We start from the raw sequence: 1568 nt of genomic DNA, 5'->3' as shown, positions 1-1568 counted from the left end.
ACTGGCAGCGGCTGGCGGACAGGCGCGAGTCGTGGAGACCGGGCATCGTGCCGGACAAGGGTCTGTTCCTGACGGCCGGCGCCGACGTGCAGAAGGACCGGATCGAGGTCGATGTCTGGGCCTGGGGCCGCGGGCTGGAAAGCTGGCTCGTCGATCATGCCGTCATCGAGGGCGGCCCCGGTGATCCGGCCTGCTGGCAGCAACTGACCGATCTGCTGGGGCGCACATGGTCCCATGCCTCCGGCGAGCATCTGGCGATCACGCGGCTGGCGATCGACACCGGGTTCGAGACCAGCGCGGTCTATGGCTGGGCCCGGCAGGTCGGCTTCGCGCAGGTCGCGCCGGTGAAGGGGCTCGACGGGTTCAACCGCGCCAGCCCGGTGACGGGGCCGACCTATGTCGACGCGACCGTCGCGGGCAAGCGCCTGCGGCGCGGCGCGCGGCTGTGGTCCGTGGCCACGGCGACCTTCAAGGCCGAGACCTACCGGTTCCTGCGGCAGGATCGGCCGACCGCGGAAGAGGTCACGGCCGGTGCACCGTTTCCGCCGGGAACGGTGCATCTTCCGACATGGGCTGACGGCGAATGGCTCAAGCAGCTGACCGCCGAGCAGCTGGTCACGGTCAAGGGCAAGCGCGGCTTCGCGAAGCTTGAATGGCAGAAGCTGCGCGAGCGCAACGAGGCGCTGGACTGCCGGGTCTACGCCCGCGCCGCCGCCTGGATCGCCGGGGCCGACCGATGGTCCGAGGCCCGCTGGCAGGACCTGGAGCGGCAACTGGCGGTGGAGACGCCCGCGGCGGACGGAGAGACGCCAGCGAGGCCCGCGCCCCGCCCGGCGCCGCGGCGGCAGACGCGGCGATCGAGTTACATGGGGTGAGGCTCAACCCGTCAGGGTGCGCTGAACGATACTCGGATCCTTGTCGATCAGCGCAAGCAGGACGCGGGCCGGCCCCTCTGGCGAACGCCGGTGCTGTTCCCAGTTCAGAAGCGTGGACTTCTTCACGCCGATGCTCCGGGCAAATTCGGCCTGCGACAGGCCGGTGCGGGCGCGGATGGCCTGGACGTCCGCGTCGGGGATATCGATCTCGTGGATCGTGACCGCCCCTTCGCCTTGGGCATGGGCAATGGCCTCCTTGAGGCCCTGTTCGATGCTCTTGAATGCGTCGCTCATCTTGCGCTCCTGTAGCTGTCGGCCAGCAGTTTGCCGAGAGACTTGACCGTTTCCGTTTCCGCCCGGGTCAGATTGGCCTTTTCGTTCTTGGCGAAGACGGTGATCAGAAAGACCGGAATGCCAACGTCGCCGCCGTAAAAGTGAATGACACGATATCCGCCGCTCTTGCCGCCCCCGTCGCGCGCAAAGCGCACCTTTCGCACGCCACCGCCAAGCGAGACCCCGGTTGTGGGGTTGCGGGCGATGTAATCGATCAGCGCCATCCGTTCCTCGTCGCTCATGATGGCGCGGGCGCGGCGCTGGAACTCGGGCGTCTCGGCGACAGTCACGATGGTCATACCTGTGTATGCGCCAATGGCGCATATGTCAATGACGCACCCAAGGGATTGCTCATGTCCG

General features: G+C 67.7%; 3 protein-coding genes. 1 reads left to right on the top strand and 2 read right to left on the bottom strand.

The window, feature by feature from the left end:
* On the top strand, window positions 1-875 hold an 875-nt coding region (locus tag AB6A66_RS17395), incomplete at its 5' end, for a terminase gpA endonuclease subunit (RefSeq protein ID WP_371056888.1).
* 3 nt (window positions 876-878) lie between these two features.
* Here AB6A66_RS17395 and AB6A66_RS17390 read toward each other — a convergent pair.
* Both AB6A66_RS17390 and AB6A66_RS17385 read right to left on the bottom strand, forming a co-directional pair.
* A complete protein-coding gene (locus AB6A66_RS17390; protein WP_371056887.1) occupies window positions 879-1169 on the bottom strand; it encodes a helix-turn-helix domain-containing protein in 291 nt (96 codons plus the stop codon).
* Window positions 1166-1568: type II toxin-antitoxin system RelE/ParE family toxin (locus AB6A66_RS17385; protein ID WP_371056886.1), on the bottom strand; the 403-nt coding region annotated here is incomplete at its 5' end. The genes AB6A66_RS17385 and AB6A66_RS17390, both read right to left, overlap by 4 nt.

The sequence above is a fragment of the Rhodosalinus sp. K401 genome, from assembly GCF_041365735.1.
Classification (GTDB): Bacteria; Pseudomonadota; Alphaproteobacteria; order Rhodobacterales; family Rhodobacteraceae; genus Rhodosalinus.
This window is presented reverse-complemented; position numbering and strand designations above follow the sequence as displayed.

Excerpts from the sequence above, each read along its gene's own strand:
- AB6A66_RS17390 (WP_371056887.1), bottom strand. The coding sequence starts at position 1,169 with ATGAGCGACGCATTCAAGAGCATCGAACAGGGCCTCAAGGAGGCCATT.